At 68.4% G+C, this 24,122-nt stretch carries 24 protein-coding genes, 1 tRNA gene and 1 riboswitch; of the genes, 12 read left to right on the top strand and 13 right to left on the bottom strand.

Annotated features, from left to right (window positions below; genetic code table 11):
• Positions 1 to 45: 45 nt before the first annotated feature.
• Entirely contained in the window at positions 46 to 747 is a 702-nt protein-coding gene (gene ctrA / locus GGR11_RS07755; protein WP_008260932.1) for a response regulator transcription factor CtrA, read from the bottom strand.
• Between the two features lie 379 nt (positions 748 to 1,126).
• On the opposite strand from ctrA, the gene GGR11_RS07760 reads away from it, so the two are divergent.
• From GGR11_RS07760 to GGR11_RS07770, 3 genes are all read left to right on the top strand, one after another.
• Positions 1,127 to 1,483, top strand: a complete 357-nt coding sequence (locus GGR11_RS07760) for a chromosomal replication initiator DnaA (RefSeq protein WP_183196134.1) — start codon at positions 1,127 to 1,129, stop codon at positions 1,481 to 1,483.
• The gene (locus GGR11_RS07765) at positions 1,480 to 2,193 is read left to right on the top strand and encodes a DUF6456 domain-containing protein (protein WP_183196135.1); all 714 of its coding nucleotides are present in this window, start codon (positions 1,480 to 1,482) and stop codon (positions 2,191 to 2,193) included. Before GGR11_RS07760 ends, GGR11_RS07765 begins: the two co-directional genes overlap by 4 nt.
• A gap of 218 nt (positions 2,194 to 2,411) precedes the next feature.
• Positions 2,412 to 3,014: a methyltransferase domain-containing protein gene (locus GGR11_RS07770; protein WP_183196136.1), complete on the top strand. Its 603-nt coding sequence runs from the start codon at positions 2,412 to 2,414 to the stop codon at positions 3,012 to 3,014.
• 7 nt (positions 3,015 to 3,021) lie between these two features.
• On the opposite strand, the gene GGR11_RS07775 is transcribed toward GGR11_RS07770, so the two are convergent.
• From GGR11_RS07775 to GGR11_RS07785, 3 genes are all read right to left on the bottom strand, one after another.
• The gene (locus GGR11_RS07775; protein WP_183196137.1) at positions 3,022 to 4,182 is read right to left on the bottom strand and encodes a glycosyltransferase family 4 protein; all 1,161 of its coding nucleotides are present in this window, start codon (positions 4,180 to 4,182) and stop codon (positions 3,022 to 3,024) included.
• A gap of 4 nt (positions 4,183 to 4,186) precedes the next feature.
• Complete coding sequence (locus GGR11_RS07780) at positions 4,187 to 5,152, bottom strand: glucosamine inositolphosphorylceramide transferase family protein (protein ID WP_183196138.1); 966 nt, start codon at positions 5,150 to 5,152, stop codon at positions 4,187 to 4,189.
• Between the two features lie 165 nt (positions 5,153 to 5,317).
• A complete protein-coding gene (locus tag GGR11_RS07785; RefSeq protein ID WP_183196139.1) occupies positions 5,318 to 5,767 on the bottom strand; it encodes a SufE family protein in 450 nt (149 codons plus the stop codon).
• A 243-nt stretch (positions 5,768 to 6,010) separates the two neighbouring features.
• Between GGR11_RS07785 and GGR11_RS07790 the strand changes: the two genes are divergently transcribed.
• Positions 6,011 to 7,648 (top strand): sensor histidine kinase, encoded by a 1,638-nt coding sequence (locus GGR11_RS07790; RefSeq protein ID WP_183196416.1) that lies wholly within the window; start codon positions 6,011 to 6,013, stop codon positions 7,646 to 7,648.
• 4 nt (positions 7,649 to 7,652) lie between these two features.
• Here GGR11_RS07790 and GGR11_RS07795 read toward each other — a convergent pair whose 3' ends face one another.
• On the bottom strand, positions 7,653 to 8,525 hold the full coding sequence (locus GGR11_RS07795) for a hypothetical protein (RefSeq protein ID WP_183196140.1): 873 nt from the start codon (positions 8,523 to 8,525) through the stop codon (positions 7,653 to 7,655).
• 56 nt (positions 8,526 to 8,581) lie between these two features.
• Here GGR11_RS07795 and GGR11_RS07800 point away from each other — a divergent pair, with 56 nt between their 5' ends.
• On the top strand, positions 8,582 to 8,953 hold the full coding sequence (locus tag GGR11_RS07800; protein WP_183196141.1) for a DUF1491 family protein: 372 nt from the start codon (positions 8,582 to 8,584) through the stop codon (positions 8,951 to 8,953).
• A gap of 163 nt (positions 8,954 to 9,116) precedes the next feature.
• Positions 9,117 to 10,592, top strand: a complete 1,476-nt coding sequence (locus tag GGR11_RS07805; protein ID WP_183196142.1) for a hypothetical protein — start codon at positions 9,117 to 9,119, stop codon at positions 10,590 to 10,592.
• An 89-nt stretch (positions 10,593 to 10,681) separates the two neighbouring features.
• Here the strand turns inward: GGR11_RS07805 and GGR11_RS07810 are convergent, their stop codons facing one another.
• Positions 10,682 to 11,086, bottom strand: a complete 405-nt coding sequence (locus GGR11_RS07810) for a winged helix-turn-helix transcriptional regulator (protein WP_246331602.1) — start codon at positions 11,084 to 11,086, stop codon at positions 10,682 to 10,684.
• Between the two features lie 110 nt (positions 11,087 to 11,196).
• On the opposite strand from GGR11_RS07810, the gene GGR11_RS07815 reads away from it, so the two are divergent.
• Entirely contained in the window at positions 11,197 to 11,943 is a 747-nt protein-coding gene (locus GGR11_RS07815; RefSeq protein ID WP_183196144.1) for an SDR family oxidoreductase, read from the top strand.
• Between the two features lie 175 nt (positions 11,944 to 12,118).
• On the opposite strand, the gene GGR11_RS07820 is transcribed toward GGR11_RS07815, so the two are convergent.
• The gene (locus GGR11_RS07820; RefSeq protein ID WP_183196145.1) at positions 12,119 to 13,066 is read right to left on the bottom strand and encodes an aspartyl protease family protein; all 948 of its coding nucleotides are present in this window, start codon (positions 13,064 to 13,066) and stop codon (positions 12,119 to 12,121) included.
• A gap of 189 nt (positions 13,067 to 13,255) precedes the next feature.
• Here GGR11_RS07820 and thrC point away from each other — a divergent pair, with 189 nt between their 5' ends.
• Positions 13,256 to 14,638 carry a threonine synthase gene (thrC, locus tag GGR11_RS07825; RefSeq protein WP_183196146.1) on the top strand — a complete coding sequence of 461 codons (1,383 nt, stop codon included), beginning with the start codon at positions 13,256 to 13,258 and terminating at the stop codon, positions 14,636 to 14,638.
• Between the two features lie 175 nt (positions 14,639 to 14,813).
• Here the strand turns inward: thrC and GGR11_RS07830 are convergent, their stop codons facing one another.
• The 6 genes from GGR11_RS07830 to GGR11_RS16885 all read right to left on the bottom strand — a co-directional run bounded on the left by GGR11_RS07830 (position 14,814) and on the right by GGR11_RS16885 (position 20,655).
• Complete coding sequence (locus tag GGR11_RS07830; protein ID WP_183196147.1) at positions 14,814 to 15,122, bottom strand: CsbD family protein; 309 nt, start codon at positions 15,120 to 15,122, stop codon at positions 14,814 to 14,816.
• 144 nt (positions 15,123 to 15,266) lie between these two features.
• Positions 15,267 to 16,322 carry a hypothetical protein gene (locus GGR11_RS07835; RefSeq protein ID WP_183196148.1) on the bottom strand — a complete coding sequence of 352 codons (1,056 nt, stop codon included), beginning with the start codon at positions 16,320 to 16,322 and terminating at the stop codon, positions 15,267 to 15,269.
• 2 nt (positions 16,323 to 16,324) lie between these two features.
• On the bottom strand, positions 16,325 to 16,960 hold the full coding sequence (locus GGR11_RS07840) for a hypothetical protein (protein ID WP_183196149.1): 636 nt from the start codon (positions 16,958 to 16,960) through the stop codon (positions 16,325 to 16,327).
• Positions 16,961 to 17,727: 767 nt separating this feature from the next.
• Positions 17,728 to 18,684: a homoserine kinase gene (gene thrB / locus GGR11_RS07845; RefSeq protein ID WP_183196150.1), complete on the bottom strand. Its 957-nt coding sequence runs from the start codon at positions 18,682 to 18,684 to the stop codon at positions 17,728 to 17,730.
• Between the two features lie 3 nt (positions 18,685 to 18,687).
• Complete coding sequence (locus tag GGR11_RS07850) at positions 18,688 to 20,424, bottom strand: amino acid kinase family protein (protein ID WP_183196151.1); 1,737 nt, start codon at positions 20,422 to 20,424, stop codon at positions 18,688 to 18,690.
• Positions 20,425 to 20,526: 102 nt separating this feature from the next.
• Entirely contained in the window at positions 20,527 to 20,655 is a 129-nt protein-coding gene (locus tag GGR11_RS16885) for a hypothetical protein (RefSeq protein WP_281380152.1), read from the bottom strand.
• Between the two features lie 187 nt (positions 20,656 to 20,842).
• A riboswitch (SAM riboswitch) is annotated at positions 20,843 to 20,959 on the top strand.
• Between the two features lie 80 nt (positions 20,960 to 21,039).
• Between GGR11_RS16885 and metX the strand changes: the two genes are divergently transcribed.
• From metX to GGR11_RS07870, 4 genes are all read left to right on the top strand, one after another.
• Positions 21,040 to 22,080 (top strand): homoserine O-succinyltransferase MetX, encoded by a 1,041-nt coding sequence (gene metX / locus GGR11_RS07855; protein ID WP_183196152.1) that lies wholly within the window; start codon positions 21,040 to 21,042, stop codon positions 22,078 to 22,080.
• On the top strand, positions 22,077 to 23,255 hold the full coding sequence (gene metB / locus GGR11_RS07860; protein WP_183196153.1) for a cystathionine gamma-synthase: 1,179 nt from the start codon (positions 22,077 to 22,079) through the stop codon (positions 23,253 to 23,255). The genes metX and metB overlap by 4 nt, the downstream gene beginning before the upstream one ends.
• Positions 23,256 to 23,307: 52 nt before the next feature.
• Positions 23,308 to 23,382 (top strand) — tRNA-Glu (locus GGR11_RS07865).
• A 468-nt stretch (positions 23,383 to 23,850) separates the two neighbouring features.
• Positions 23,851 to 24,117 carry a hypothetical protein gene (locus GGR11_RS07870; RefSeq protein ID WP_183196154.1) on the top strand — a complete coding sequence of 89 codons (267 nt, stop codon included), beginning with the start codon at positions 23,851 to 23,853 and terminating at the stop codon, positions 24,115 to 24,117.
• Positions 24,118 to 24,122 lie beyond the last annotated feature (5 nt).

Raw genomic sequence — 24,122 nt, forward strand, 5'->3', positions numbered from 1 at the left:
CCGCCGTTTCCGGCGGGCGTTTCGGGATCAGGTGTCGGCGGCTTTTCAGGCGGCGACGCTGTTGGCGCCTTCGGCCGGGTCGCGCAGCACATAGCCGCGGCCCCAGACGGTCTCGATATAGTGTTTGCCGTCGGCGGCGGTGGCCAGCTTTTTGCGCAGCTTGCAGATGAAGACGTCGATGATCTTCAGCTCGGGCTCGTCCATGCCGCCGTAAAGGTGGTTCAGGAACATTTCCTTGGTCAGGGTGGTGCCCTTGCGGAGCGAGAGCAGCTCCAGCATCTGGTATTCCTTGCCCGTCAGGTGGACGCGGTGACCGTTCACCTCGACCGTCTTGGCGTCCAGGTTCACGGCGATTTCGCCGGTGTGGATGATCGCCTGGGCGTGACCCTTGGAGCGACGGACCACGGCATGGGTGCGCGCGATCAGCTCGTCCTTGTGGAAGGGCTTGGTCAGATAGTCGTCGGCGCCGCCGCCGAAGGTCTTGACCTTGGTCTCGATCTCGTGGCTGCCCGACAGGATCATGACCGGCGTATTGATCTTGCCGACGCGAAGCTGGCGCAGGACCTCCAGACCGCTCATGTCGGGCAGGTTCAGGTCAAGCAGAATGAGGTCGTAGTCATAGATCTTACCCAGATCGATGCCTTCTTCACCCAGATCGGTCGTATAGACATTGAAGCCTTCCGACTTGAGCATCAATTCGATGCTTTGGGCAGTTGCGTGATCGTCTTCAATCAACAGGACGCGCATTCGTGCCCCTCCAGGCAAAAGCTTTGCGGTAACCACCCAGCCACACGGTTGGGTAACCTTGTTCGCAGGTTAAGACCCGAAAACCTTAAGAAGGGTTAACGCCGAGCCATTGAGTCGTTCCTAAGCTGATTTGCGAATCGCCGTCGAGAGTCTGGAGTCAACGATTCGAAATTAATTAACCATGTTTCCCTTCCCACCCCGCGCGGCGGCCGCAGGCTCGTACTCCCGGTTCCGAGGCCCATGTCGCCGACCGGGCCGATCACAACCCCAAGGCGGTTCTGGCTTCACGTCCGCTTCTGACGTCGATTAGGATCATATTCCTATCACAGGCGCCGCGTCGATCTAGGATGGCGCATCAGGTTTGTGATGGGAGAGAGTGATGCTGGAGGATTACAGGGCGCCGGTCGGCGAGGAGGACCGGACCAAGGCCGGGCTGGCGGTGCATCTGGTGGCGGCGCGCACCGGCGCCCTGCCCGATCGGATGGCCGCGCGCGGACGGCTCGACCCGCTCAGTTCACGCGCACGCTGGCTGGCCATGTATCTGTCCCACATCGCCTTCGGCTGGACGCTGGAACGGGTCGGCCATGTGTTCGGCATGAACCGCACGACGGTCAGTGCGGCCTGTCGCTGGGTGGAGGACGAACGCGACAGCCGCGCCATCGACGATCTTCTGGAACAGCTGGAGGCCTGTATCGCCGGCCTTTACGACGCGCCGCGCTGGGAGATGCCGCAATGAGCCGCGCCGTCGAACGCGCCCGCGACCTGCTGGTCCGGTCCGGCGCCTGGCTGTCGGCAGAACACGGGGTCTATGCGCTGCGCCTGGGCGCCGACCGGCGCGGCCGCGTCAGCCTGACCCTGGCCGAGCCCGAGTTCCGCGCCCTGATCGACCGACCCGGCCTGCGCCGTCGCCCCCAGGGTGGCTGGGTCGCGCGCCCGTCCGGCTGTGAAGGCCCTTCCGCCCCGCCCGGCCGCCCCGGCGTCATCGACGGCCAGCGCACCCTGATCGACGCCGAGGGCCGCATGATCCGCCATGCCGCCAACCTAGGCGAAAGTCCTATCGCCTGGCTGGCGCGCCGCCGGGACGCGGCCGGCCGCCCCTGGCTGACCCCCGCCGAGGCCGCTGCGGGCGAACGCCTGCGCACCGAGGTGGAACAGGCCCGCGCCGGCCCGTCCCTGACCATGCGCTGGGACGCCCTGCCGCGCGCCGGGGCCGGTTCTGCGGCGCGGATCGAGCCCGGCGACCGCGCCCTGTCGGCCGGCCGTCGCGTCGAAGAGGCTCTGAGCGCCGTCGGTCCGCGCCTGCGCCCCATGCTGACGCGGATCTGCGTTCACGGCGACAGTCTGAAACTGGCCGAAACCGGCCTGGGCCTGCGCCGCCGCCAGGGCAAGACCCTGCTGAAACAGGCGCTACAGGCCCTGGCGGACCATTATGGGATCGCCGGATGAAGACCAGGGCCGAAGACGTCGTCCCCAGAATCATCGGGTCCGAGACCTAGACGTGGAGAACTCCCGCGCACGCTCCGCCAGCATCAGGGGAATGACCATGCCGCGCAGGGCGTCGATGGAACGGGTCGCGCTCTGACGGGCGGGGGCGCGGGTCGGAACGATTGGCAGACGCGCGCCGTCCCGATAACACGGCGGTCTTGGATCGAGGGGAGACGCGCGTGGGATTGGGTCGCTACATCAAGGGCGTGATGTCCAGACTGGCCCCCGGCGGGGCCGCCGCCAATGGGGCGCGCTCCGCCAAGGCGCGGCGGATTCGCGGCCTGCCGGATCGGCGTGTGATGGCGGAAAGCTATGTGCCCGCCCTGGCCGCCGACGGCGGACGCATCCTGTGGGTCGGGTGTCGCGAATATACGCTGGACGACTATGCGGCGCTGGAGGCGAGCGGCGGCGAGGTCTGGACCACCGACATCGACCCGTCGGCCGAACGCTGGGGCCGCAAGGGCCGACACCGCACCGGCGACGTCTGCGAGGCCGACGCCCTGTTCGGCGACCTGACGTTCGACGCCGTCGTCTGCAACGGAGTGCTGGGCTATGGGGTGGACAGCCCCGAGCAGCAGCGGCGCGCCCTGGCGGCCCTGGCGGCGGTCTTGCGTCCCGGCGGGCGGCTGTTGCTGGGCTGGAACACCGACAAGATCGACGACCCGGTCGCGGCGGGCCTGACCGCCCCCGCCTTCGCCCCCGCCCCCCTGGGCGATCGGCCGACGCGGGTGGGGTTCGACGCCGTGACCCACGTCTACGACAGTCTGATCCGCCGCGCCTGATCCGGCGTCAGGGGAAGGAGCGGCCCCTGCGCGACACGCCCAACCCAGGCAGCGCCGACGGCCAGAACCGCCGCCTCCGGGGCTGGCCGGCGCCGGACCGATCCGCCAGGGTCTCGCGCAGGGCGTCCAGTTCCGCCGCGCGGGCGGCCGGAGAATGGACCTGTTCGACGAAGGCCTGGCCGCCGCGCGCCAGGGCCAGACGCGCCTGCGGGTCCTCGATCAGCCGGTTCATGGCGTCGGCCAGGGACCGGGCGTCCTCAACCCCGACATAGACCGCATGGTCGCCGCTGGCCTCACGCAGGCCGCCGCGTCCCGATGAGATCAGGGCCGCCCCGGCCGCGTGCGCCTCGAGCGCGGTCAGCCCCATGGCCTCACGGACGCGCGACGGCGTGGCGGCGATGACGGCGCGGCGCGTCACGGCCTGCACTTGGGCCAGCGAAGCCGACTTGTGGATCTCGACCCGGTCGCCGAACCGGTCCAGCAGCCGTACATGGGGTTCGGCCCAGTCGCTGTTCCGGTCCCATTCGCCCAGCACCAGGGCGCCGCGCCAGTCGGGATGACGGTCCAGCGTCTCGGCCAGAGCCTGGCAGAACAGGTCCAGCCCCTTTTCCGGCAGGGCGCGGCCGCAGAACAGGATCAGTTTCTCGCGCGTCTCGGGATCGGCCCGCCAGGCCTCGACGTCGATGGGATTGGACACGACCGCCACCCGGTCCGCCAGGCGGGGATAGTCGGCCGCGAACTCCTGACCCGCGGCCTCGCTGACGAAGACCAGACGGTCGAAACGGGCCAGCCGACGGCCGTAGCGCCAGGCGTCGATCGGATTGTGCGCGGGTCGGATCCGCGTGTGGCGGTACAGGACATGGGTCGCTTGGGGCAGGCTGCGGGTCATTTCCGACGCCGCCTTGAGCTGCTGGTGGTATTCGACGACGGCCGGGTTCAGGGTCGTCAGAATCCGCCCCACCGCCGCATTGCGCGCCTTGCGCCCCAGGCCCGCCGGAACGGTCAGGGTGTGAATACCGGCCGGCGTCGGGCCGCCCGCGTCGCAGATCAGGGTCACGGCCGCCTGAAGCCGACTGTGGCCCGACAGGGTGCGGACCACGGTTTCCATCGAATTGCCCTTCTCAGGGCAGAAGTCGCAGCCTCGCGGCAGGATGACGGCGATACGCATGGCCTCAGTCTTCCTTCCGACCAGGGGACGCCTTGAACATCTCGGGGTAGGCGACGGCCCCCGTGGCGCGACGCCCGCGCGGGCCGTTCAGACCCAACAGACGCCGCAGCTTGAAATTGGCCTTCAGCCAGGGCTCGACGGCGGACCGGCGCTCGGCCTTGACGTCGATACAGGTCACGCCGCCCAGGCCGGACAGGGTGTGCAGCCCGTCGGAGAAGCCCGGCGACAGATCGCCCGGCTCGAACCGCCGCACCGTCGAGGCCGCGAACGTCCGGGGCGACAGGGCGTCGATCCGCAGCAGATTGATCGCCACGCCATAGGCGGCGGCGCAATCCTGAACCGGCAGATGGACGGCGCCGTCCTGCACGAAGGCCGTGCCGCCCGGACGCGAGACGTCCAGGCCGCGCATCACCGGATTGCCGGGATGGGGCGTCCAGGGACCGGTCAGGGTCTCAGCCCAGGCTACATGGAGTTCACGCATCGCCCGGTCGTCCGGCCCGGCCAGGGCGTAGAACAGCCACCACCGGCCGTCGTGGCGAACCACGGTCGGGTCGATGGCCGCCGCCTCACCCAGGCGCGCGACGGCCTGCCACTGATCGGGAAACCGGACGCAGCGATACAGGATCAGGCCGCCGCTCTTGTAGCCCTCAGGCAGCATATAGAGGGCGTCTCCGTCCTGGATCAGGGTCGGATAGGACAGGTGCCAGGGCTCCGACAGGGCCAGGCCCTGGTCCACCAGACGGTCATCGGCGTCGTACCGATAGAAGCGGATCCGGCCGCGACGGAGGTGATAGTCGAACGCCTCGACGAAGACGGTCAGCCCGCCGTCCCGCTGGATCGCGAACGGATCGGCCAGATAGGCGTAGGGGCCGACATCCGGCAGCCAGACGATCTCGTCCGGGCGGGGCGGGCGATCCACGACATCGGCCAGGGGACGTCGGATGAAACCGGAACGCCACAGGTCGAACATGATGCGGTCCTCAGCCGGCTTTAGGCGGCGGGGCGGCCGACCGGTAGTGTTCTGAAATCACGCGCATTCTGGTTCCGGCCCGACATTCCTGGACGCTCTCGATCAAGCTTTACCTTAGGAAAGGCGTCGAGAACGAGGCGTGGGGCGAAATAAATCCGCGCGGCCTCACCCCGCCGCCCCGTTCGCGATCTGGGCCGCCTCTCGAATCCGGCCGACCATGCTGTTCAGGCCGTTGGCGCGCTGGCGCGTCAGGGCCGAGGGCAGGCCCAGACGGTCCAGGGCGGCCTTGGCGTCGAAGGCCAGGATCTCGGCCGGGGTGCGGCCGGAATAGAGTTTCAGCAGCAGGGCGATATTGCCCTTGGACAGGGCGCTGTCGCTGTCGGCGGCGAACCACAGACGGCCAGCCTCGGCCTGGGTCGCCAGCCAGACCTGGGCGGCGCATCCGGGCACCTTGTTGGCCTCGATACAGTCGGCCGGGTCCAGCGGGGCCAGGCCCTTGCCCAGTTCGATCACATATTCGATCCGCTGTTCCCAGTCGCCCAGCAGGTCGAAATCCTCGGCCAGTTCGGCCAGGGCCTGGTCAAGACTGTCGGTCGGGGGCGTGCGCTGGGTCATGGCCGCCAGATAGGCCGCGGGGCCGTTAACGACAACCGGCTGTTTTGTCCCCCGATATTCATGGTGAACGCGGGTTCGGATATCGCCTGGAACGGGAGCGGCCTCGCACCGACTCGGCGGCCGGTTTAGGCTCCAGACGAGCAACAACGGCCAGAACGCTTGTACGTCCACCCGCCACAGTCACGGCAGACCCCCTCCACGACGAACGCCGCGCGTTCGGCGGCGGCGGTCCCGTCATCGCTGTTGGCCCTGTGGCACGCCTGCTGGGCGGTGGCGGCCAGCGTGACCGCCTTTGCGGCCCAGAGCCTCGGCGGACTGCCGGACAATGTGCTGGCCGCCCTGCTGCTGACGGCCCTGCCCGGCATCGGCGGGGTGATGCTGATGGTGCGCGATTCCATCGGCCTGAGATTCGTCCTGATGGGCGGCTGGCTGCTGGCGTCGGTGGCGGCGGCCGGCCTGACGGGCGGAGCGACCGGGGCGGTGCCCGGCCTGTTGGTCATGCCCCTGGCCGCCGGCATCGTGCTGGACCACCCGCGGATCGGCGACGACCGTCTGACCCGGCTGGGGATCGCCGCCCTGGTCCTGCCGCTGGTCTCGGGCCTGATCTCGTCGTTGCTGAACGGCGCCGAGGCGCAGCCGCCGGTCCTGGCCGCCGTCTCCGGCCTGCTGGCCCTGGCGGCCACCGCCGCCGCCATCGGCCTGACCTGGAACGAACGCCGCAAACGCCTGGCCCTGGCCGAGGCGGACAGTCGCCGGGTCGAGGCGGTGTTGAACGCCCAGCCCGGCCTGACCCTTCTGCTCGATCCGACCGGCCGCGCCGTCGCCGCCTGGGGAACTCCGCCGCCGTCGGTCTCCATCGACGCCCTGGTGAACCAGGGCCTGATCGCCGCCGTCCACGCTCCCGACCGTCCCGCTGTCGCCGCCGCGCTCCAGCGGGCCGCCGCCGGCCAGACGGCCGAGATCCTGTTCAGCCCGCGCCTGGCCCTGGACCGTCGGGTCGTCATGATCCTGCGGCGGTTCGACCACGGGGGCGATTTTGGAGGCGATTCCGGCGGCGACCCGCCGCGCCTGATCGCCCAGGCCTTCGACGGCACCGCCCAGTTCGCCCGTGAACTGGGCCTGGAGAGCGCCCGCGCAGAGGCCGAGGCCCAGAGCGCCGGCAAGACCCGCTTCCTGGCCAATATGAGCCACGAACTGCGCACCCCCCTGAACGCCGTGATCGGTTTCGCCGACATCATGCGCGAGCGCCTGTTCGGCCCCCTGCCCGACCGGTACGCCGGCTACGCCGACTCGATCCATCAGGCGGGCGGCCATCTGCTGGACCTGATCAACGACGTGCTGGACCTGTCGAAGATCGAGGCGGAACGCTATGAGCTGGCGCTTGAGTCCCTGGACGCGCGCGACCCCGTGTCGGCCGCCGTCGCCCTGGTCCGCGTCCAGGCCGACGACAAGGGGGTCGATCTGGCGCCCGTCCTGCCCTCCATTCCCCTGATGGTCCAGGCGGACGCCCGCGCCCTGAAGCAGATGGCGCTGAACCTGTTGTCGAATGCGGTCAAATTCACCCCGACCGGCGGGTCTGTCACCCTGACCCTGGACGGGGTCGGCCCCTATCTGGAGCTGATCGTGTCGGACACCGGCGTCGGCGTCGCCCCGGAGGATTTGCAACGGATAGGCCGTCCGTTCGAACAGGCCGGAGGCGCCGACCAGAAGGCCCAGGGCACCGGCCTGGGCCTGTCGCTGGTCCGGTCCCTGACCGAACTGCACGGCGGCCGGATGAGCATCGACAGCACCCTGGGCGAAGGCACGGCCGTGATGGTGCGCCTGCCGGTCATCCCCATCGAACCGGTCGAAACTCCGGTCGAAGACCTCGTCGCGCCCTGACCGACTAGGTCTGCCCCATCGACAGGAATGCGCGGCCGGCGGCGAAGTCGCCGGTTTCGAAGGTCGAGCGGGCCACACTGCCGTCGCGGAACAGGAATTCGACTGTGAAGATCTCGCGCGGATCCAGGGCCGACAGGGCGTCGGCCGCCGAGGCCGGGAAGACCCACATCTGGCCCGCCTCTCGCCCCTCGACCAGCAGGCCGGCGTCCGCCGCCGAGACGCCCGAGGCCCAGACGACGCGGCGCTGGATTTGGGGCGGCAGTTCGCGCGCCAGCCAGGGCCGGGGCGCCACGGTCGCGTCGCGCATGACGATCCGCACCCCGGTCGGCCGGGACCGCCCCTGCCAGGACACCACGGCCGCCAGCTGGTCCGGCCGGCCCATCCCGCCGACCATGCCGAACCGCACCGGCGAAGCGCCGGTGCGCGTCGCCTGCATCAGCCGCCAGGTGGGCCGGGCGTAGGCGGCGCGATCGGCGCTCCAGCCCGCCCGTTCGCCGGGGAAGTTCATCCGCGCCATCCGCGACCAGCCGGAAAAGGCGTCGCGCACCCGGCCGCTGACCATCTTCAGATCGGGGGAGTCGCACCGGGTCGCCGCCGCCCGCGCCCGGGCCCGCTGCGCCGTCTCGGCCAGGTCGCGGTCATTGCCGCCTGCGCGCAGGGCCGCGCCCCGCGCCTGCCAGGCGGCGGCGGTCAGGGCGGCGGTCAGCTGGGGCTGGAAAAGGCCGCAGCGGGCGTTGGCGGCCAGGATGAAACTGCGCTCATAATAACGATCGACCGGAGCCGCCCCCGCCGCGCCCGGACCCGCCGCGATCGGGGCGGCGATCAGCACGGCGGCGATCAGGGCTTGGGTTCGCCGGGGAGAAGGGCCTATCCTCATTCCCCGACCTTGGCACGTCCCGCCTTTGGGTCTGGTTTCCGTACAGGGTTAGCGAATTGCTTCTATCCAGCGACCTCTGGGTCAGCGCCCTGATCCGCCGCGCCGAGATCGAGGGCGCCTATGCGACCGTGGTAAAAAAGGGCGACGACCGCGCCGGCTCGGTCATCGTCAAGGCCTATGACACCTCCACCCGCACGGCCAAACTCTACACCGAGGCCTTCGGGACCGACGGCGAACGCCTGTGGATCCAGCCGGTCGTCAGCGACAGCGAGAGCGAGCTGGACGCCTATATCGCCCGCCAGCGCGGCTACGACCCCGACCTCTGGGTGGTCGAGATCGAGGACAAGCAGGGCCGCCATTTCATCACCGAGAAGGTGCAGGCCTATGGGCGGCGATGCGCGGCCCTGTCTCCTCAGCAGCCGAGGTGAAGGTCTGGTTCCGACGCTGAAGCCGATTTCGCAAACCGACCGGTGCTGACATTTCGAGGGACGGGCCGGACGCTGGCTTCTATTCCCCCCCTTCGGACGGCGCCAGAGATCCGCCTGGAGAATGAACCAAATGTAACGGCGCCAACAATAAGGCCAAGCTAAGGTGCAGGTCGTCATCTGGAGCAGCCCCTTGCGCCTTTCGCCTTTCGTGTCGCTTCGCCTCGTCGTGGCGCTTTGTCTCAGTGCATTTGCGCAAGCCGCCCCCGTCTTGGCCGCTCCTTCGTCAGCCGCAGAGACGGACGGTGTTCGTGTCGCCGTGACGCGAGACGGCTCGGACTGGCGGGCCGACTATGTGCTTGATCGCGACGCATCAGCCTGGGCCTTCTACAACTCGTCCAATCTCAACAGCTCGCGTCAGCCCTGGCGGCCCCGGGATTGGGCCGCAATAACCCCCGGAGTGGTGCTCGAACGTGTCGGAGACCTCGACGTCTTGAGGATGGAAGACGGAAGCCCGCTGCCTCGGCGAATCAGCCTCAGCCTGTCGCCGCACGGCGATAACCTCGAAGCGGATTATCCGGTTTTGCTGTTCACGGATGGCTCGGTAGCCATGTTCACCGGCGCCTTCGATGTTTTTCCCATCGCCCGCTCCGATCTGGAGGGCCTGACCGCCGACGAGATCGCCGACAGTCGCCGACAGGGCGCGAATGCACGCATATCCTGGAAAGACAGGGCCGGCCCTGTTCTCGCCCACGGGCGACGCACGGAAGAAGGCGAGACCCATGATGGCCGTGCCTATGTTCTGTTCGGGCAGACGCGAGTGAACGAGTCCGAGCGCCTCGTCACAGTCGTGGATCCCGAACTCCCAGTCTGGATCGCGGACTCCGTCGAGACCTTCGCACCGCGCGTCATCGACTACTACGCCATGAAGCTCGGCCCGGGGCAGACCGACCGACCCACGATCATGTCCACCTGGTACGGGCCTACAGAAGGAACCACGAACTATGGCGGCAGCGTTCTGCCCGGTTTGATCGTAATGACTTTTGAGGGGCAGGAACTACTCTCGCCGAGCGAGGGCGTGCTTTCGGAAAACCGTTGGTTCATTGCTCATGAAGCCGCGCACTTCTGGCTGGGACAAACGGTTCGCGCCGAACGATCCCGCGAGTCGTGGATCACCGAAGGCGGCGCCGATCTGCTCGCCGTGCGCGCCATGCAGACGCTCTACCCAAGCTTTGACGCCCTCGAGGTGCTTCAGAAGGAGGTCGACGATTGCGTGCGCCTCGGAGACAAGCCCGTAGCCGGCGCGGGTCAGCGGGGCGACCATCGCGCCTACTACGCGTGCGGCGCCGTTCTGGCGATGGCCGGAGAGGCGCTTCAGCACAGGGCGACAGGCGGTGACTGGTTCGAATATCTCCAGCCGCTGATCGAAGACAACAGAGCGAGCGGCGTTTTGCTTCGAACCGCTTGGCTGGCCCGGCTCTCGTCCCTGTCCGAGGATGCGGCTCTGGCGAACGATATCGACGCCTTCTTGGACAGTGGCGATCCGGATGCCGCCGGATTCATAGGATCACTCTTTGATCGGGTAGGCGTGGGCTACGAACGGGAGGGCGAACGTGTCGTGCTGCTCGCTCCTGCCCAGTAAAACTGGGAGTACGCCGACCGGCTGCAGGAACCCAAGATCCGCTCTCCACCCGTCTCAGACACTCCTAACGCTCGCCTTAGATAAGCCCCCTACCTCTTCCGCCCGTCGAACGCCGCCCGCGCCGCCTCGATCCGGTCGATGTTCGTCTCCGCCCAGGTCCACACCCCGCAAAACGCCTCGGCCAGGGTGAAGCCCAGGTCGGTCAGCCGGTATTCGACCTTGGGCGGGATGACCGGATGGACCGTGCGCACCACCAGGCCGTCGCGCTCCATCTGACGCAGGGTCTGGGTCAGCATCTTCTGGCTGATGCCGCCGACCAGTTCGCCCACGCGCGTGAACCGCGTCTCGCCGTGTTCGGCCAGAACCTCCAGGATCAGCATGGTCCACTTGTCGGCCACCCGGCCGATCACCTCGTTGACCAGGGCCTCGACGCGCGGATCGGCGACCTCTCCGGTCTCGGGATGTGAAATTCTTGCGGGCGGAACAGCCGTCATGTCCATTTCTTCCTTCGCAGTAAGTATGGCGGTTTCCAGTGCCTACTTTCCAATGGAGAGTGACCGTCATAACTGAGTTTCCGCACTGACGCACCCCTGAGGAGAGCCCCATGAACATCAGCGGAAACACCATCCTGATCACCGGCGGCGGCGCCGGTATCGGCCGCGCCCTGGCCGAGGTCCTGCACGCCCGCGGCAATCAGATCATCATCACCGGCCGTCGCGAAGACGTGCTGAAAGACGTCGCCGCCGCCAACCCCGGCATGGCCTGGGCCGCCCTGGACGTCGCCGATCCCGCCGCCGTCGCCGCCTTCGGCGAACAGGTGGTCAGGGATCACCCGACCCTGAATGCGGTCATCCTGAACGCCGGAATCATGAAGCCCGAGGATCTGAAGGCCCAGCCGTTCGACTTCGCCACGGTCGAGGCGACCATCGCCACCAATTTGCTGGGCCCGATCCGCCTGACGGCGGCCTTGCTGCCCCACCTCCAGGCCCAGCCCGCCGCGACGATCATGACCGTCACCTCCGGCTTGGCCTTCATTCCCCTGGCGGCCACCCCGACCTACAACGCCACCAAGGCGGCCATCCACTCCTGGACCGAGTCCCTGCGCCATCAACTGCGGGACACCGCCGTCGAGGTGCTGGAGCTGGCCCCGCCCGCCGTCGCCACCGACCTGATGCCGGGCCATGCCGAGAACCCCAACTCGATGCCCCTGGCCGACTATACGGCCGAGGTCATCGGCCTGATCGAGCGCGGAAACACCCCGCGCGGCGAGATCCTGGTCGAACGGGTCAAGCCTCTGCGCTTCGCCGAGGCGAACGGCTACGAAGCCGTGTTCGAGATGCTGAACGGCTGAGGCGCACCCTCTCCCTCCCCCTGCGGGGGAGGGGGGGCGGAGGCGGAGCCGAAGCCGGGTGGGAAGGGCCAGGTGACGCATCGCAGGCTTGCAAAACCAGGTGCGCCCGCGCCCTGCCGCCCCCACCCCGTCGCTGGCGCGACGCCCCTCCCCCACAGGGGAGGGAAAGTTCAGCTCACCGCCCCACCGTGATCTCCATCGGTCGGGACATGAACAGGCGCGGCCCGCCGATATCCATCACCAGCCGCCGGTCCTCGAACGCTCCCATGCCGATCAGGGCCTTGGGGAAGCCCGGCATGGGGACGTCGTCATAAATGGCCACCTCCGCCTTTCGATACAGTTCGTCGCCGAACGTCAGTGCACGGACAGTCACCGTCTCCGCCCGCACTGTCCCGCCCAGGACGATGCTGCGCCCCGGCCGCCGTTCGCGCCCGTCCAGCAGGCCCGCCGCCTGGGCCGTCTCGCGCGTCACGGCCAGCAGGGCCGAGGCGCCGGTGTCGATCACCGCCTCGACCGTCGCCCCCTCGACCGTGATCCCCGCCTGCAAGGCCTTGCCCGCCCGGCTCACGGCGACCGGGGCCAGATCCGGCGTCGGGGCCCAGACCTCGCGCTTCAGGAACCGCATCCGGCGGCCGGTCGTGTCCAGTTCCAGCACCAATTCGCGCAGCACGTCCTGGCCCAGGATCAGCGGTGCGCCCAGCCCCTGCTCCCCCGCCAGCGGCCCCAGATCGAGGATCGCCGCCCGCAAACCGTCCAGCCTGAGCCGCCCGACCGCCACATCCAGCGCCGTGCCCCGGCCCACCTGCGGCTCACCCCCGACGCCGTAAGCCACCATCGGAATATTGAAGACATCGGTCAGGCCCAAGGTCTGGACCAGCGACCGGTCGATCACCGAATATTGCGCCCCAGAGTCGACCAGGGCCCGCACGCCCACGCCATTGACCGTCACCACCACGGTCGGGGTGACGGCCCGCCGCTCGGCATAGTCCAGCCAACCGGACGAGCCGTCCGCCGCAAACCCGACGCCCGGCGCCTTCCACAGCACATGGTCACGCAGCCACCAGGCCCCGCCCACGCCCCCGGCGATCAGGCCCAGCCGGATCATAAGATCGCGTCGTCTCATCCCCCAGACATGGACCGTCCGGCGCTCAGGCGCCAGCGGGGACGATGGTCGCAGGGCCGCCGCGCCGCGCCCGACCGGCATGAATTTGTCGCACAAGCCGCCCACCCGTCGCCGCGCCGACAATTTCCTCCTCCAAACGACCAGAAACCGGGTGACGCCGCCGCCCCGGCTGGTTACGACCAGACCATTATGAGCACCTCCAGCGCCCGTTACGTCTCCACCCGCGGCCAAGCCCCCGAAACCGACTTCACCGACGCCCTGCTGCGCGGCATCGCCCCCGACGGCGGCCTCTATATGCCGACCGCCTGGCCCCGGCTGTCGCCCTCCGCCTGGGACGGCGCCGCCGACTACAAGTCCATCGCCCTGCAAGCCGTCGCGCCCTTCATCGGCGACGCCCTGCCCGCCGGCGCCCTGGACCGCGCCCTGGACCGCCTGACCGCCGGCTTCGCCCATCCCGCCGTCACCCCCCTGGTCGAGCTGGAGCCCGGCCTGTTCGTGCTCGAGCTGTTCCACGGCCCCACCGCCGCCTTCAAGGACCTGGCGATGCAGCTGGTCGCCTCCCTGACGGACGAGGCCCTGGCGGCGTCCGGCGAGCGTCTGACCATTCTCACCGCCACCTCGGGCGACACCGGCGCCGCCGCTGTCCGCGCCTTCGCCGGCGCCAAGTCGGTCGATCTGGTCGTGCTCCACCCGCTGGACCGCGTCTCGCCGGTGCAGCGCAAGCAGATGACGACGGTCCAGGCCGACAATGTGCTGAACCTGGCCGTGCGCGGCGATTTCGACGACTGCCAGCGTCTGGTGAAGGGGTTGCTGGCCGAGGAGTCCCTGCGCGAACGCGGCCGTCTGTCCTCGGTAAACTCGATCAACTGGGCCCGGCTGGCCGGCCAGATCCCCTATTATGTCTCGGCCACGGCCCAGCTGGGCGGCCCGGCCACCTTCGTCGTCCCCACCGGCAATTTCGGCGACGCCTTCGCCGGCATCGCCGCCACCAAGATGGGTCTGCCGTGCAACGGCTTCGTCGCGGCGGTGAACCAGAACGACGCCCTGGCCCGCGCCATCAACGACGGCATCTATTCACGCCGTCCTGCGGTGGAAAGCGGCAGCGTCTCCATGGACGTCCAGGCCCCGTCCAACTTCGAGCGCCTGGTCTATGAGGCGACCGGCCGCGACGGCGAGCGCACCCGCGCCGTGTTCGAAACCTTCACCCGCGACGGCGCCGTCGCCTTCGATCCGGATCTGCTGGCCGCCCTGCGCGCCGCCGTCTCGGCCGTCTCCGTCGATGAGATGGAAACCCGCGCCGAGATCGCCCACGCCTATGAGACCTGGGGCCGCGTCGTCTGCCCGCATACGGCTGTTGCGCTGGCCGCCGCCCGCCGCGTCGATCGCTCGACCGGCCCGGTCGTCGCCCTGTCCACCGCCCACCCGTCCAAGTTCGGCGCCTTCGTCTCCGACGTCCTCGGCTTCGAGCCCGAACCCGCGCCCGTCATCGCCGCCCTGGGCGATCAGGCCGAGCGGATGACGATCATCGACGGCACGATGGACGCGGCCCTGGCCGCGATCCGGGCGCGCTGACACATAAATCTCCCTCGCCCGCGGGGGAGGGGCGTCGCGTAGCGACGGGGTGGGGGCGGCCAGGCGAAACCGCGCCGACTCAATCTAGTAGCGATTAGTGGAGCCTTGCCTTGCCCGCCCCACCCGGCTTCGCTTCGCCCCCTCCCCCGCAGGGGGAGGGGGAGCGTCTTGTTGCCTACCGCCGACGCGTCAGCATCCCGACCAGCATCAGGCCCACGCCCGCCACCGACAGGGTCGTCACCAGCGGCCGCTTGCGCGCCTCGCCGGCCACGGCCCGCGCCTTGTCGCGATAATCGACCGGGGCCTTCTCAACCAGCCGGTCCACGGCGTCCATCGCCTTGCCGAAGGTGTCCAGCGACCGGCCCTTGGCGTCCTCAAACGCGCCTTCGACCTGCAGCTTCTGGTCGCCGACCAGCTTGCCAAAACCCTTTTTCGTCTTGCCGGTCGCCTGATACGCGGCGCCCTCGATCCGTTCGTCGGTCATGTCTCTCATCCTCGGGGAGCACGGCCCTCATGGCCGCGTGACGATGAAAATCCCGGAACCCGCTTCCGTTCCAGCGACAATTTCACCGCCCCTCTCGGCGGGCATCTATGTCGGCCGATCACGCTCGAACGTTCTGATCTGAATTTAGGGGGGCGATCCGCCCGAGTTTGTCCGCCGATCCCGCATCTCCTGGATCATCGCAACAAAAGTTTCGCGCGTTGGTCGAGGAAACAATAGCGTCTCGCCCTGGGTGACGCCGGAGACCACTCTGATGTCGGCCGAACCGTCGGCGTTGACCCTGTCGACCTCCAAGACGATGCCTCGTGGGTCGGACAGGCTTCCACGACCGTCCTTGTCCAATTTTACGATCAGTTTTCCGATTTCGGTCAGCCCATCATCCGGCGGACCGGGGATGACGCGCACCAGTGCATTGCCACGTGTGGGCGCCGGCGAAGTCGCCACGCCCGCGCCCGTCAACAGGTCGAAAATGAGCTCGCCGTCGGTCAGTCGTCCATCGGCCTGTATGCGGCCCGACGCTGGACCATCGTATCGCACGACGATCTTTTCGACGAACCGGTCCGGATCAACAGGGCGCGCATCAGTCTGGTAGGTGACGATGTCGCGCAGACGCTCGTCGTGACCAAGATTGCGGAACTGGTAACGGCTGTAAAAAATGAAGCCTTCGCCGCTGTTTTCCATCACCTTGTCAAAGGCGCCGTCGCTATCGGCGTCGCGATAGCAATAGATGTCGGAAGGCCATCGCCAGTTCGGAAAATTGTCGTCGTTTCGCCAGCACCACCATTCGCCGGCCTCGCTGACGCCGCGCCATAACAGCGCGCCCGCCGGACCATATTTGCGAGCGTTGCGCGCCGGTGTGGCGATCGCGGCAAAGGCGGCAGGACGCACCGTCTGCTCGCTCACGATCATGCCGTGATCAATCCGCCGCGCCTGAACGTCGGCTGTGACGGGCGCATCAACGACAACGACCGCCTGTGGTATCGGCTTGCCGATCAGCGAGTCGATGCTTGCGCGCAGGGGCTCTGGAAGCTTGTCCCAAGTCAAGGGTCCGTCAGGCAGCGACGGACCATCAACAGGCTCCACAGCGGCCGGCGCAGCCGGCTCGACAGCCACGACCGGCGCCTCTTGCCCCGGCGCAGCGGTCATGAACACGCCGGCGAGAATCATGGAAATATGGATCATGGTCAGCCCGGAATGAAGATAGGCGTGTAAGTGGTCGAACGCGTCACGCTCATCGCGATACGTTCGACTTGGGCGGGCGCCGAAGAAATTACACGGTAGCGGACCGCGTTGTCCTCACCCAAGCCCAGGATTTCGAGTTCCGCCCCCAGAACATGGATTCTGTTGGGTCGCTCAGGACCGAGAACGACAGTGTCGGCCCATCCGGCGATCGGCGTGGTGGGCGGATCCGCAGCGCGACCGACGCCGCCGGGATCGGCGCTTGCCCGAAATCCGCCCTTCACGGTCACCATAGTCACCGGCGGCGCCTCGGCCAACATGCCCGGCAACCGTCGGGTCTGCACGGTGGCCACAAGGGCGAACTCAACGGATGGCCCTTCGGCGCCGGAAATCACGGTATAGGGCGCTGGCTCCGCCAAGGCCCGTCGCTCGCCCAATTCGAAAACGAACAAGGGCACGCCCAGGAATGGGGCGCCGGACAGCATGGCGCTCTCGAAACGCCCGTCACCGTCAATATCCTCGTAACAGACGAACTCATCCCCCGCCCACCAAGACGCCGTCGTCTCAGCCACGGCGCAATAGACCCAACCCGTCAGCGAATAGACGCCGAACATCGGTGTGCCTGCGGCGAACGACTTCATCTTTCGGAACCCGGCAAGGGAGGGAGTCTCCGCCTCCAGCCGGGCCCCCGGATCGACGTCGCCCGCTGGGTCAGCATCGGCTTGCCGCGTTGCACTGTCGCTTCTTCACCAACCGCAGGTCCGTGCGTGACTCCGGCGTGAATGATGAAGGGCGTCGAAACCGAGGTCTGTGTCTGCGCAAGGACCGCACAGGGCGCGCCCCAAAGCCCCACGGCCATAACAGTCGCAACGACCAATGAACGAAACAACATTCGGCAGCACCCCCAGAGAACCCCTGATTGCGACCTACCCCAACTGATGTTTGTCCGAAAGCTACAACTTTATGAGAGTTCGACGGCGAGCCTCCGTCCTTCGATCATTCGACGCCAACCCGCACGTCGAGCAAACAGGGCAGCGAAGCCCGAGTGGCGCCGTCGAGACCTGGCTCGCGCCCCGAGTCCGTTTCGGCGCCGTGACGGAGGGGCCTGGACCCGGATCCGGTGGGGGCGGAAAGAGCCCCCTTCGGCGTCGCCCTCCCCCGCGGGCGGGGAGGAGCCGGACTGAAAGTCGAGGCGCGAGCGGGATCAGGTCCGCCTGCCATCCCAATTCTTCAAACAATCCTTCGCCTTTTCAGACACCTGTCGTTCGACAAAACCTTTCGACCCGGCACCCGTCGAAACCGTGCCATCATGCGCTCACGGTCTTTGAAAACTGAATCCTCGCAACGCCCGCCCCCCTGGCCGCGTGGAAACTGCACCATATACACCCTGTTTTTCGCGAGGCCGCCCTCACACCGTCTCCAGCGCGCGCCAGTGATCCATGCGGCGCAGGAAGACCGCCGGGTCCTTGGGCGTGACCAGTTTGGACGGGTCGTGGAAGATGCGGTCGTGCAGGCGGGTGACGGTGAACCTCAGGGCCGCCGCCTCGCCCAGGCGCGGCAGAGCCGACCGTTCGGCCTCGCTCAACGGCCGCACCGCCTCATAGCCGCGCTGGAAGGCGGCCAGGGCCTCGGGCATCGCCCGGCCCTCGGCGTCGAAGCCCCAGGCGGACAGGGCGATGGCCAGGTCGTAGACCAGGGGGCCGGTGCAGCCGAAATAGAAGTCGATCACGGCTGAAACCGCGCCGTCTTCGAACAGGATGTTGTCGGGGAAATAGTCGGCGTGAATGGCCCCCACTGGCAGATCATCCGTAAATGGATCATCCAGTCGCACCAGCGCCGCCTCGACCTGATCCAGCAACACCCGATCCTCGCCCGAGGCGCCCGCCGCGCACCGGTCCGCCAGCCGCCGCCACATCGCCGGCCCGACCGGATTCTCCCGCCGCCCGGCGAACCCGGACGCCGTCTGGTGCAGCCGCGCCAGCACCGCCCCTGCCGCCGCCTGATCGGCTTGCGACGGGGTACGCAGCCAGGCGCCTGTCTTCCATTCGATCACCGCCGCCGCCCGGCCGTTCACCCGGCCCAGCCAGCCGCCCGACCGGTCCTCGATCGGCGTCGGGCACGGAAAGCCCCGCCCCGCCAGATGGGCCGTCAGCCCCAGGCAGAAGGGCAGAGACGCCTCGTCCGTCCGCGCCTCGAACAGGGTCAGGACGAACCGTTTGCGGGTCACCCCGTCGTCGGTCTCCAGCCGATAGTTGGTGTTCTCCACCCCCTCGGCGATGGCGGTCAGTTCGACCACCTCGCCCAGGTCGTAGCCGGCCAGGAACCGCCTGGCCTCGTCCAGCGACACGGGGGTGAAGACGGCCATGGCCTAGTTCAGGCCCGCGTCGGCGCGGCGGGCGCGCACGATCTCGGCCAGGTCGGCCATGATGCTCTCGGTCGTGGACCAGCGGCCCGCGCCCCGGCCCCGGCAGCGCCACACCCGCCCGTCGGCGCCGTACACCTTCAGGGCGTTGCCCTCGCCGCGCAAACTGGAGAACAGCGGGTCGCCGTGCTCGGCCGTCAACTTGACCGATGGCGCGATGACCCCGTCCTTCAGATGGGCGGCGCCGATCTGGCGCACCCCGCCGTCGGCCGAGGTGGCCTCGGTCAGATGGTCGCGCGGCACCTCGCCGTCGGGCGAGCGGCCAAAGGCCTCGTGGCACAGCAGCCGCACCTTGGCGGCGGCGTCCAGCCCCTCCAGATCCGCCGACGGATCCTCCTCGGCGAACCCGGCCGCCCGGGCGTCGGCCAGGGCCTCGCCGAAGGCCGCGCCGTCGCCCAGCCGTTCCAGCATGAAGTTGACCGTGCCGTTCAGCACCGCCTCGAACCCGACCACCTCGCCGGCGGCGCGGGCCGCCCGCACGGTCTCGATCATCGGCGAACCGCCGCCGACCGAGGCCGACCAGAAGATCCGCCGGCCATGGGCCTTGGCCAGGTCCTGCAAGCCGCCGGGATCGCGGCTGACCGCCTGCTTGTTGGCGCTGGCCACGTCGCAGCCGGCCTCCAGCGCGGCGCGGATGACCGCATGACCCGCCTCGCCTTCCGACAGGGCCTCGAGCACGATGTCCGGCTTCTTGGCCCAGAGGACGGCAGGATCGGCGGTGAACAGGGACTGCGGACAGGCCACGTCGCGGACCTTCTTCGGATCGCGCACCAGCACCCCGACCACGTCATAGCGCGGATCGCTGAGCAGCCGGGCCAGGACCCCGCCGCCCACCACGCCGCACCCGGCGACCGCCACCTTTAGCGGCGGCAGGGCCGGGGCCGGTCCAGGCGGGGCCGACTTCTTGCCGATGACCGTGCCGTCGGCCCGGTCCAGGGCTGCGACCTCGATCTCCACGCCCCGGCTCTCGCCCAGGTCGATGGCGTCGTGCTGGACCAGGGCCCCGCCCAGCTTGCGCGCCACGTCCCAGGACGCCCGGCGATAGCGCAGGGCGGGGGCCGTCCGGTCGTTCGGATCATGGTCGTAAAGGCCGTCGACATCCTTCACCAGCCGCACCTTCTTCAGGCCCAGCTCGGCCGCGAGGAAGACCGCCGTCAGGTCCGATCCGCCTCGGCCCAGCAGGGCGATCCGCCCGTCCGGCCGCACCGCACCGAAGCCCGGCACCACCACCACTTCGTGCCGGTCCAGCGCCTGTTTCAGATGGTCGGGCCGCAGGCCGCAGGGGCGCGAATGCTCCGGCTCGCCCTCGGCGACGATGCCCAGCTCCCGCACCGACAGGGCGCAGGCGTCCAGGCCGATCCGGTCGCAGGCGATGGCCACCAGAGCCGCCGACTTCTCCTCGCCCAAGGCCACATAGCCGGGCAGCAGATCGTTGGAATGGGACAGGCCCAGGGCCCGCGCCTCGCCCAGCAGCCGGTCGGTCGCTCCGCCGAAGGCCGAGACCACCGCCACCACCTTCCGCCCGGCCCGCACATGGCCATAGACGGCCGAGGCGACCAGGGGCGCCTCGGCCGGGCTGCGCAGGATCGACGAGCCGAACTTCAGCACCACCACCTCGGCGGCGGGCTGACTACTGGGATCGAGATTCTCGGACTTCTCTACGACGGCGAGGGTGGCGGACATTGGGGGTTCTCGGGATGTTCGAAGGGGGTGGGGTGAAAAAGAAAAACCCCGCCAGGCGGACCGGGCGGGGTTCGGGTTCTGCGGTTGCCGGGGTTCGGCGCGCTAAACTCGTCCCGCCCGTAAGGGCATGGTGGTGGTGGTGGTGCCGGTGGCGCCAATAATCATGCCGAAACGCGTCGCGGCGAGGCCGGCGACGGTCGAAAGTTCGGCGATGAGGAAGTGCTGTTGCACAGGGCAGGTCCGGTTCAAATCTGAGCCTAGGGTGATCGGACCACCCCCACACTGTCAAGTCACATTGGATGATTTTTTCACGACAGCGCCTTTTGGGTCCGATTTAAGCCCCACGCCGCCAGCCGTCATCGCAACGGGGGTCGAATTTTTCGCTTGACCGGCGCCGTAGCTTTGATCAACGTAAAGTCACTCATCAAGACCGGCTGAGGGATTAGGCCCTTTGACGCCGGGGCAACCATCGGGTTTCACCACCCGAAACGGTGCCAACTCCTGCGGGGTCCTTCGGGGTCGCGAGAGATGAGTGGAGCATCGGTCGAGTCGACGCTCCACGATCTGTCACCGCATCGAGCCTTGCTGAGGCGAGACCGATGCGGAAGACGATTGATGACCCTGGCTGAAACATCCCTGCTTGAAGAGCCCGCCTGTCGGCTAACGCCCTCGGCTGCGCCCGTTCGTGAACGCGGCGGCGCCCGCGACGTCATCGTCTCCATTCCCGCCGACTTCCGCCTGGCCTCGGGCGAAAAACTGAGCCAGCCCAATATCGTGGGCCGCATCCACGGCCGCGCCGGCGCCCCCGTCGTCGTCGTCGCCGGCGGCATCTCGGCCGGCCGCTTCGTCCACCGCACCGAGACCAACGGCCTGGGCTGGTGGTCCGGCGCCGTGTCGGTGCGCGGCCCCATCGACCTGAGCCGGCTCCAGGTTCTGGCGGTCGATTTCGCGCCGGGCGCGGAGTTTTCCGACACCCCCGTCACCATCACCACCCACGACCAGGCCCGCCTGCTGGCCCTGGTGCTGAACCATCTGAAGATCGAGCGGGTCGCGGCCTTCGTCGGCTGTTCCTACGGCGGCATGGTCGGTCTGGCCTTCGCCGAACTGTATCCCGACTGGGCCGAGCAACTGATCGTGGTCTCGGCCGCCCACCGCGCCCATCCCCAGGCCACCGCCTGGCGCGGCATCCAGCGCCGCATCCTTCAGTTCGCCGTCGCCGCCGGCCGCCCCGAGGAAGGCGTCGCCCTGGCCCGGGAACTGGCCATGACCACCTATCGCACGGCCGAAGAGTTCAACGACCGGTTCGAGACCACCGCCCCAGACGCCGTCGGCGGCGCCTATCCCGTCTGCGACTATCTGACGGCGCGGGGCCAGGCCTACCGCACCCACACCACCCCGGCCCGCTGGCTGTCGATGTCCGATTCCCTGGACCGCCACAGCGTGACGCCCGAGGCCATAACCACCCCCGTCACCCTGATCGGCTTCACCTCCGACCGGCTGGTGCCGATCGACGACATCCGCGAACTGGCCGCGCGGTTGCCGACCCTGTGGCGCTTCGTCGAGGCGCCCTCCCTGTATGGCCACGACGCCTTTCTGAAGGAGGACGCCTTCGTCGGCGACATCCTCCGCGCCGCTTTCAAGGACATCAAAGCATGACCCGTATCGCCAATCCGCACACCATCGCCGCCCGCACGGGCGTGGATACGGACACGGCGCATGGCGCGGTCATGCCGCCGCTCTATCTGTCGTCCAACTATTCCTTCGCCGGCTTCGAGCAGAAGCGGAAGTACGACTACAGCCGGTCGGGCAACCCCACGCGCGACGTCCTGGCCGAGACCCTGGCCGAGCTGGAAGGCGGCGTCGGCTGCGTCATCACCGCCACGGGCATGGCGGCGGTCGATCTGCCCCTGGCCCTGCTGGAGCCCGGTGACCTGCTGATCGCCCCGCACGACTGTTACGGCGGCACCTGCCGCCTGCTGAACGCCCGCGCCAGGAAGGGCCATTTCGACCTGCTGCTGGTCGATCAGGGCGATCCCGTCGCCTTCGAGGCCGCCCTGGCGCTGAAGCCCAAACTGGTCCTGGTCGAGACCCCGTCCAACCCCCTGCTGCGCCTGGTCGATGTCGCCGACATCTGCGCCCGCGCCCATGCCGCAGGCGCCAAGGTCGTCTGCGACAACACCTTCCTGTCGCCGGCGCTGCAGAACCCGATCAAGCTGGGCGCCGACTTCGTCGTTCACTCCACGACCAAGTTCATCAACGGCCACTCCGACGTGGTCGGCGGCGCCGTGATCTCGGCCGACGCCGAGGATCATCAGACCCTCGCCTGGTGGGCCAACTGCACCGGCGTGACCGGCTCGCCCTTCGACGCCTATCTGACACTGCGCGGGGTGCGGACCCTGTTCGCCCGGATCGAGCGGCAACAGGCCACGGCGGGCAGGATCGCCGAACGCCTAGCCGCCCACCCGGCGGTCAAGGTCGTCCACTATCCTGGCCTGGCGTCCCACCCCAACCACGCCCTCGTCGCCGCCCAACAGGCGGGCCCGGGCGCCATGCTCAGCTTCGAGCTGGAAGGCGGCACGGACGCGGTGCGCGACCTGGTCGAGGCGCTGGAGATCTTCACCCTGGCCGAGTCCCTGGGCGGGGTCGAAAGCCTGATCGCCCACCCCGCCACCATGACCCACGCCGCCATGACCCCGGAGCAGCGCGCCACCGCTGGCATAAGCGATGGCCTGGTGCGGCTGTCGGTCGGGCTGGAACATGTCGAGGACCTGATCGCCGACCTCTTCCCCGCCCTGGACGCCGTCATCCCGGCGAAGGCCGAGGCCGCCTGATTTTTTGCTTGCAGAGGGGGCCGAACCGGGGCAAATGCGCCGCCCCGGCCGCGGTCCCTTCGTCTATCGGTTAGGACGTCAGGTTTTCAACCTGAAAAGAGGGGTTCGACTCCCCTAGGGACTGCCACCGGGTTTCAAGGCGTTTGCAGGCGAGTGCGCCGCCGCTCTTCCCTTTCGTCATTCCGGGCGAAGGGCCGCTTGGCCCGTAGACCCGGAACCCAGCGGCGCGCGAGAGCGCGAACCTGTCGCGAACTCAATATTCGACATCAGTAAGGTTGAACCATTTCGCCTTCGGCGCCGCTGGGTTCCGGGTCTCCGCTACGCTGCGCCCGGAATGACGAAAGCAGATCAGCGTCAAAACAAAGTGGGAGATCAGACTGACGGTCAGACCTGGACGCGTGTGAAACCGCCCGCCCCGGTAACCCCTCCGACCACGGTTAATCAACCCACAAGCCTTTTGACCGGATTGAGGCAGCAAGCCTTTCGATTCACGGACCTTTTTTCGGACACGCTCGGGAACTATCCACAGAGGGAGTGGTTCATCCACAGACCCTCGGTGCAGAAGCGCCCCCTCTCCTCACCCCAAGAGTGGTTCATGTTCATCGCCATCGCCCGTCCGGCGGTGGAGCCCCAAGGCCCCGATCTCGTCGCTGTCCCCGGCTCTTCCGCCATCTCTGAACCGACGCCCCGCGCCCTGCACGCCCGCCTTTTGGAAAACGCCGCCCTGAGACGGATGCGTGGACAGGAACGTCGCCGGGAGCAAAGGCTCGACGACGCCGACTATTGGCTCCACGCCGCCCCCATGGCGGTGCAGAAGGCCAGTGCTCTGCGCGAGGACAAGAGTTTTGCGCCCCTACCCTAGATAAA

Origin of the sequence: Brevundimonas mediterranea, from assembly GCF_014196125.1 — a bacterium.
Classification (GTDB): Bacteria; Pseudomonadota; Alphaproteobacteria; order Caulobacterales; family Caulobacteraceae; genus Brevundimonas; species Brevundimonas mediterranea.